Origin of the sequence: Micromonospora sp. NPDC057141 (assembly GCF_042670805.1) — a bacterium.
GTDB lineage: Bacteria > Actinomycetota > Actinomycetes > Mycobacteriales > Micromonosporaceae > Micromonospora.
Genome location: NZ_JBHUVA010000140.1, coordinates 1 through 7,434, shown reverse-complemented (window position 1 = coordinate 7,434; position 7,434 = coordinate 1). Strand labels below are relative to the sequence as shown.

Sequence of the window (7,434 nt, the reverse complement as noted above, 5' to 3'; positions counted from 1 at the left end):
GTTGCGGCGTGGGGTGTTGCCGGCGTCGTTGCATGTGGGGGAGCCGACGTCGCAGGTGGACTGGTCGTCGGGGACCGTCCGCCTCCTCACCGAGGCCCGGCCGTGGCCGCGGCCCGGGCGTCCCCGCCGCGCCGGGGTGTCCTCGTTCGGCGTCAGCGGGACGAACGCGCACGTCATCCTCGAAGAGGCCCCCGACGCGCCGGTGCCACCGCAGGTCCCACCCGCCGACGCGCCGACCGCGCTCGCCCTGTCGGCGAAGACCCCGACCGCCCTGGCCGGGCAGGCGGCGCGCCTCGCCGAGTTCGTGGCGGCCGGGGACACCCCGCTGCCGGACGTCGCCGCGGCCCTCGCGGCGCGGGCGTTGTTCGACGAGCGTGCGGTGGTCGTCGCGGCGTCGCCCGCCGAGGCCGCACAGCGGCTACGCGCCGTGGCGGACGGCCGCGGCGACGCCGGGGCCGTGCGGGGATCCGCCCGGCCGGGCAAGGTGGCCTTCGTCTTCCCCGGCCAGGGCACGCAGTGGCTCGGGATGGGCCGGGACCTGCTCGACAGCTCACCCGTCTTCGCCGCGCAGGTGCACGAGTGCGCCGCCGCGGTCGAGCCGTACGCCGACTTCTCGCTGGTCGACGCGCTGCGCGGCGACCTCACCGCCGAACTCGCGGCGCGGGTGGACGTCGTCCAGATCGCCTCCTTCGCGACGATGGCCGGGCTCGCGGCGGTGTGGCGGGCGGCGGGCGTCGTCCCCGGCGCGGTGGTGGGCCACTCCCAGGGCGAGATCGCCGCGGCGTACGTGGCGGGGGCGCTGTCGTTGCCGGACGCCGCGCGGACCGTGGCCGTCCGCGCGGGACTCGTCCGCGACGTCCTCGCCGGGGGCGGGGCGATGGCGTCGGTGGCCCTCGGCGAGGCCGAGGCCGCCCGCCGGCTGGCAGCGGGCAGCCCGGTGTCGGTGGCGGCGGTGAACGGCCCCTCCTCGGTGGTCGTCGCCGGCCCCGCCGCCGCGCTGGAGGACGTCCTGACCGCGTGGGAGGCCGACGGCGTCCGCGTCCGTCGCGTCGCCGTGGACTACGCCTCGCACACCGCGCAGGTCGAGCAGGTCTCCGACGCCCTCGGCGCGGCGCTGTCCGGGGTGCGCGCACGCGCGCCGCAGATCCCGCTCCTGTCCACCGTCACCGGCGACTGGATCACCGCCGACGGCGGCCTCGACGGCGGCTACTGGGTGCGCAACCTGCGGCACCAGGTGCGCTTCGCCCCCGCCGTCGCCACGCTGCTCGACCACGGCTTCACGACGTTCGTCGAGGTGAGCGCGCACCCCGTGCTCGTGCAGCCGGTGACCGAGATCGTCGACGCCGCCGGGGCCACCGCAGTGGTCACGGAATCCCTGCGCCGCGACGAGGGCGACCTGCGCCGCCTCGCGATCTCGATGGCCCGGCTGCACGTCACCGGTGTCACCGTGGACTGGACCGCCGTGTCCCCGCCCGCCCGGGGGCGGGCCGAGCTGCCGCCGTACGCCTTCGACCACCGGCCCTACTGGCTGGCGGCGACCACGGCTCGCGCCGACGCCGCAGGCGTGGGCCTGAGCGAAGCCGGGCACCCCCTCGTCGGTGCCCTCGTCGCCCAGCCGGACTCCGGCGGGGTCGTCGCCGTCGCCCGCTGGTCGGCGCGGTCGTTCCCCTGGGTCACCGGCGACCGGGCGGACGGCGGCACGGTGGTTCCCGCCACCGCCCTGCTCGACGTCGTCGTCCGCGCCGGCGACGAGACCGGCACCCCCGGCATCGCTCACCTGAGCATCGACGCTCCGATCGTGCTGCCCGCCCACGGCGCGCTCGACGTCCGGGTGACGGTCGGCGGTCCCGGCGACGGGCTGCGCCGTACCGTCGAGTGCTGGACCCGGGCGGCCGGGGCGGGCGCGGACGAGCCGTGGACGCGGCACGCCCACGGCCTGCTGGCCCCGGCCCTCGCGGAACCCGCCCCGCTGCCCGCGCCGGAGGCCGGGCGGGTGGTCCTCGACGGCGATCCCGACGGGTACGGGCTGCACCCGGCGCTGCTCGACGCGGCCGTGCGTACCGTCGTCGCGCCCGCAACCACGCCGGTGAGCTGGACCGACGTCGTCCTGCACGCCACCGGTGCCACGGAACTCACCGTCCGGTCGGCGGCCTGCGGCGACGGGCACCGGCTGCTCCTGACCGACCCGGCCGGTGCGCCCGTGCTGTCCGGCACGGTGACGGCCGGGCCGGACCCGACGGCAGCGGCCGCCGGGCCCCCGCTGTGCCACGTCGACTGGGTCGACGTCGCCCTGCCCGACGCGACGGCGACGCCACCGCCGGAGCACGTGCGCCACGAGGTGCCGGGGGGCGGGGACCCCCGGGCCGTGCTCGCCGACACCCTGGCGACGCTGCGGACCTGGCTGGCCGGCCCGGCCACGGCGGACAGCCGGCTGGTCGTGCACACCTCCGACCGCGACGACCCGGCCACGGCGGCGGTGTGGGGGCTGGTGCGCTCGGCGCAGTCGGAACACCCCGGCCGGATCCTGCTCGTCGCCACCGACGAGGAGTCCCGGGACGCGCTGCCCGCCGCGATCGCCACCGGCGAACCCCAGATCCGGGTACGCCGGACAGGCGCGCAGGTGCCGCGCCTGGTGCACACGCCGCACGGCGACGCGCCCGCCGCGCGACCGCTCGATCCGGCCGGCACCGTGCTGATCACGGGCGGGACCGGGCTGCTCGGCGCGATCACCGCCCGGCATCTGATCACCCGCCACGGGGCACGCCACCTGCTGCTGGCCACGCGGGGTGGCCGCACCGACCGGGCGGCGGCCCTGCGCGACGAGTTGACCGGCCTCGGCGCCACCGTCACGGTCGCCCGCTGCGACGTCGCCGACCGCGCGCAGGTCCGCGAGTTGCTGGCCGGCATCCCGGACGACGCCCCGCTCACTGCGGTCGTGCACGCCGCCGGGGTCCTCGACGACGGCGTCGTCACCGCGCTCGATCCCCGCCGCCTCGACACCGTGCTGCGGCCCAAGCTGGACGCGGCGCGGCACCTGCACGAGCTGACCCTCGGCCGCGACCTGGCGGCGTTCGTCCTCTACTCCTCGGCCGCCGGCCTGCTCGGCAACCCGGGGCAGGCGAACTACGCCGCCGCCAACGCCTGCCTCGACGCCCTGGCCCGGGAGCGCCGCCGCCTCGGCCTGCCGGCCGTGTCCGTGGCGTGGGGTTACTGGAGCCAGGCGAGCGGCATGACGCGCCACCTGAGCGACGTCGACCTCGCCCGGACCCGGCGCGGCGGCATGATCGGTCTCGGCGCCGACGAGGGCATGGCGCTGCTCGACGCCGCGCTGCGCGCGGACACGCCCCCGGACGTCGTCGCCGCCCGGTTCGACCTCGCCGCGCTGCGCGCCGCCGACCGCGGCGAACCCGTCGCCCCGCTGCTGCGGGCGCTCGTCCCCCCGCGCCGCCCGAAGGCCCACTCCGGGGCCGTGGCCGTGGCCCCGGGGTCGGCCCGGCTGGCGGGCCTGAGCGAGCCGGAACAGCTCGCCACGCTGCTGCGGCTGGTGCGTCGGCACACCGCCGACGTGCTCTTCCACGACAGCCTGGAGGCCGTGCCCGCCGACCGGCCGTTCCGGGACGCCGGCCTCGACTCGCTGACCGCCATCGAGCTGCGCAACCGGCTGGCCGCCGACACCGGCCTGACGCTCGGCGCGACCATCGCGTTCGACCATCCGCGACCCGCCGCGCTCGCGGCGTACCTGCGGGACCGCCTCACCGGCCGCGACGCGGCCCCGGCCGCCGCCGCACCCGTGGCGGACTTCGGCGAACCCGTCGCCATCGTCGCCATGGCCTGCCACTTCCCGGCCGGGGTGCACAGCCCCGAGGACCTGTGGCGGGTCGTGCGCGACGGCGTCGACGCGGTCACCGGCTTCCCCACGGACCGTGGCTGGCCGCCGGACGGCAGGTTCCACCCCGACCCCGACCACCCGGGCACGACGTACGTGCGGCACGGCGCGTTCCTCGACGACGCCGCCGGCTTCGACGCCGCGTTCTTCGGCATCTCGCCGAACGAGGCGCTCGCCATGGACCCGCAGCAGCGCCTGCTGTTGGAGACGTCCTGGGAGGTCTTCGAACGCGCCGGCATCGACCCGACCACCCTGCCCCGCCGCGACGTCGGCGTGTTCGCGGGCATCAACAGCCACGACTACAGCATGCGGCTGCACCGGTCCCCCGGGTCCGAGGGATTCCGGCTCACCGGCAGCTCCGGCAGCGTCGTGTCCGGCCGGATCGCCTACCACTACGGCTTCGAGGGCCCGGCGATCACCGTCGACACGGCGTGCTCGTCGTCGCTGGTGGCCCTGCACCTGGCGGTGCGTGCGCTGCAACAGGGGGAGTGCTCGCTCGCCCTGGCCGGCGGCGTCACCGTCATCGGCACCGTCGAGACGTTCGTCGAGTTCTCCCGCCAGCGCGGCCTGGCCCCCGACGGGCGGTGCAAGCCGTTCGCCGACGCGGCCGACGGCACCGGCTGGTCCGAGGGCGCCGGCCTGCTGCTGGTCGAGCGCCTCTCCGACGCGCGCCGCAACGGCCATCAGGTTCTCGCAGTCGTCCGTGGGTCGGCGGTGAACTCCGACGGCGCGTCGAACGGCCTGACGGCACCGAGCGGTCCCGCCCAGCAACGGGTCATCCGCGCCGCCCTGGCGAACGCCGGGCTCGGCTGCGCCGACGTCGACGCGGTGGAGGCGCACGGCACCGGCACGAGGCTCGGTGACCCGATCGAGGCGCAGGCGCTGCTGGAGACGTACGGCAGGGAACGGGACCCGGACCGGCCGCTGTGGCTGGGATCGGTGAAGTCGAACATCGGCCACGCCCAGGCCGCCGCCGGTGCCGCCGGTGTCATCAAGATGGTCATGGCCATGCGGCACGGCGTGCTGCCCGCCAGCCTGCACGTGGACCGCCCGTCGTCGCACGTCGACTGGTCGGCGGGCGGGGTACGGCTGCTCACCGAGGCCCGCGACTGGCCGGAGGCCGGCCGCCCCCGCCGGGCCGGTGTCTCGTCCTTCGGCATCGGCGGCACGAACGCCCACATCGTCCTGGAGGCCGGTGAAGAGCACGGCGACGAGGAGAAACAAGCCGCGCCGGCCGGCGACCCCCCGAGCACACCCCCGGCAGCCGATCCCGCCCTCGTGCCCGTGGTCGTGTCGGCGCGCACCGCGGCCGGCCTGCGCGGCCAGGCCGGCCGGGTCGCCGCGTTCGTCGCCGCCGCCCCGGCCGCGCTGCCGCTCGGCGACGTCGCCCACGCCCAGGCGACGGCCCGCAGCCACCTCGACCGGCGCGCGGTGATCCTGGCGACCGGCCGCGATCATCTGGTGGGCGAGCTGCGCGACCTCGAACGGGGGGAGGCCGGCGGGGCCACGGTCACGGGCACCGCCGGCGAGGGTGCCGTCGCCGTGGTGTTCACCGGGCAGGGCAGCCAGTGGGCGGGCATGGGCGCCGGGCTGCGCCGCTGCCACCCCGTCTTCCGGGACGCCTTCGCCGAGGCGGTCGCCGAGGTCGAACGGCAGCTCGGCGGGCACCTGCCCCGGCCGCTGGCCGAGGTCCTGTCCGCCGCGCCCGGAACGCCCGGCGCGGAGCTGATCGACCGCACCCTCTATGCCCAGCCCGCCCTGTTCGCCCTGGAGACCGCGTTGTTCCGGCTTCTCGCCTCGTGGGGGGTGCGGCCCGCGCTGCTGGCCGGGCACTCGATCGGGGAGATCACGGCGGCCCACGTCGCCGGGGTGCTGGACCTGGGCGCCGCCGCCAGGCTGGTCGCCGCGCGGGCGAGGCTGATGGACGCGCTGCCCGCCGGCGGCGCGATGACCGCCGTCCGGGCCACCGAGGCGGACGTCGAGCCGTTGCTGCGCCAGGCCACCGGGATCGTCTGCGTGGCCGCCGTCAACAGCGACGAGTCGCTGGTGCTCTCCGGCGAGCGGCAGGCCGTCGAAGCGGTCGTGGACCGGTTGCGCCGGGACGGCCACCGGACGCGCCGGCTGGGCGTCAGCCACGCGTTCCACTCCGCGCTGATGGAGCCGGCGCTCGACGAGTTCCGCGCCGTCGCCGAGGGCCTGACCTACGGCAGCGCCGCCATCCCGATCGTGTCCACTCTCACCGGTGCCCTCGACACCGGCGGGGAACTCGGCACCGCCGGCTACTGGGTGCGGCAGTTGCGGCACGCCGTCCGCTTCGGTGCCGCGGTGTCGACGCTGCGGGCCGAGGGGGCCACGACCTTCCTCGAAGCCGGCCCGGGCGGGGCGCTGACCGCCATGCTGCTCGAAGCGCCGGACATGCCGGAGGCCGCCTGCCTGACCAGCCTGCCCGCCGGCACGGACGAGCCGCTCGCCGTCCTCACCGCCGTCGCCGGCCTGCACGTGCGCGGCATCGCCGTCGACTGGCCCGCCATCCTCGGCCGGTCAGGCACCGCCACCCTCGGCCCGGACCTGCCGACCTACGCCTTCCAGCACGAGCGCTTCTGGATCGGCGCCGAGCACGAGACCGCCGAGCACGAGACCGCTGCGTCCCCGCCCGCGCACGCACCCGCCCCGCCCGCCGTCTCCGCGCCGCCCGCCGTCCCTGCCCCGTCCGCCGTCTCCGCCCCGCGTGACCTCGTGGATCTCGTGGATCTCGTCCGGGAGAGCGCCCTCGTCGTGCTCGGCCACCGCCCGGACGCGGACCTGGACCTCGGGCAGCCCTTCAAGGACCTGGGCATGGATTCGCTCGGCGCCGTCCGGCTGCGCAACCGCCTGCGCGACCACACCGGCGTCGAGCTGCCGACCACCGTCGTCTTCGACCACCCCACCCCCGCCGCCCTCGCCGCGCACCTGCGCGACGCCCTCCACGGGGTGCGGGACGCGGGGGACCGGGCGGTCCTGCCCGCGACGGTCGACGCGGACGACCCCATTGCGATCGTCGCGACGAGCGGCCGGTTCCCCGGCGGCGTCGACAGCCCGGAGGAGCTGTGGCGGCTGGTGTCCGAGCGACGCGACGCGATCACCCCGTTCCCGGCCGACCGGGGCTGGGACGTCGACCGGCTCTACCACCCCGACCCCGCCCACCCCGGGACGTCCTACACCCGGGCGGGCGGGTTCCTGCACGACGCCGCCCTGTTCGATGCCGCCCTGTTCGGCATCTCCCCGCGCGAGGCGCTGGCGATGGATCCGCAGCAGCGGCTGCTGCTGGAGGCGTCGTGGGAGGCCCTCGAACGCGCGGGCATCGACCCGACGTCGCTGCGGGGCCGGGACGTCGGCGTCTTCACCGGCATCGTGCACCACGACTACGTGACCCGCCTGCACCGGGTTCCCGAGGACGCGCAGGGCTACGTGATGACGGGTACGGCGGCGAGTGTGGCGTCGGGGCGGGTGTCGTACGTGTTCGGGTTCGAGGGGCCGGCGGTGACGGTGGATACGGCGTGTTCGTCGTC

Annotated in this window: 1 protein-coding gene; it reads left to right on the top strand. The window is 77.0% G+C overall.

Annotation, left to right across the window (positions count from 1 at the left end):
* Positions 1-7,434: SDR family NAD(P)-dependent oxidoreductase (locus tag ACFT41_RS31705; RefSeq protein WP_377614097.1), on the top strand; the 7,434-nt coding region annotated here is incomplete at both ends.